This window comes from Photobacterium aquae (assembly GCF_001029445.1).
Classification (GTDB): Bacteria; Pseudomonadota; Gammaproteobacteria; order Enterobacterales; family Vibrionaceae; genus Photobacterium; species Photobacterium aquae.
In genome coordinates this window covers 1-950 of the sequence record NZ_LDOT01000018.1, presented here as the reverse complement: position 1 = coordinate 950, position 950 = coordinate 1, and the positions used below count along the sequence as shown (strand labels likewise).

Genomic DNA, 950 nt, shown 5'->3' with positions numbered 1-950 from the left:
ACTCGTAAGTATTCCGAAAAAACCAGCCTTGCCGGGCTGGTTTTTTCACATCTGGGCAAAAGATTACGACTTAATGCTCAAGATCGCAACGATCTTCAACACTATCGCCGTTCTGTAGGCCAAAAACACAAAAGCCCCCATCGAAATGGAGGCCTTCAAAGATCATCTTTCGGATATTAAGCAACCGACGCTACACTACCAAATCAGACCTTGTTTGAATGAATCTCGTACAGCTTTTTTGTCAGCACTGAATCTAATTCATTTATCGACTCTTTAAGTTGCTCCAGAAGTTCGAGCTTCTTCTCGTCAATCTTTCCAGATAAACCATCACAATCTTCGAGTTCTTTTAGATAGCGCTTAGTTAATTGCTGAGCTCGCTTTCTCATATCAACAACTTCAACTAACCCATTAGCTTCTAGAAAGTCGAGTTCATCTTTGGTTTTATCAAACATGAACTTAAAACGCTCAACCTCCTTATCCGTTAGAGCATGCTTTTCTATAAATTCATCGCTTAGCATTCTGTTTTTTGAATTTCTTACACTTCGGCTCGTCAGAACATACCCTATCTTGGGTTGATCTAGTGCCTCTCGGCTTTCATACCAACGAGGAGCTTTAGCACCTTCCCAAATAAACCATACCCATCGCCTCATTACGACTCTATCTTTTACTCTCTTTTGCTGCGAAGTCATACCGACTGTCGTAACGACTTGCCGATGAATAAACGCTTTGCCTTCGTCTCCGTTATCGCAAAACAAAACTTGTTTTTCCTTATCGTATTTCATTAACGTTCCTTCTCGATAAATTGAATTAATACAATAGCAATATTTGGAACACTAGTGTTCCAGATATTACCAAAGGTTCAGGAGTAACAGATTACGCCGAGCTAAACCTAGAACACTAGTGTCATAGATATTACCAGAAACCGGTAACCAAAAAACCTCCTATGCGGC

Annotated in this window: 1 protein-coding gene; it reads right to left on the bottom strand. The window is 40.4% G+C overall.

Annotated features, from left to right (window positions below; translation table 11 throughout):
* Window positions 1-203: 203 nt before the first annotated feature.
* A complete protein-coding gene (locus ABT56_RS13155) occupies window positions 204-782 on the bottom strand; it encodes a hypothetical protein (RefSeq protein WP_047879351.1) in 579 nt (192 codons plus the stop codon).
* Between the last annotated feature and the right edge of the window lie 168 nt (window positions 783-950).

Bases quoted from the DNA above. Each gene is read 5' to 3' on its own strand.
- ABT56_RS13155 (WP_047879351.1), bottom strand. From the start codon at position 782: ATGAAATACGATAAGGAAAAACAAGTTTTGTTTTGCGATAACGGAGAC.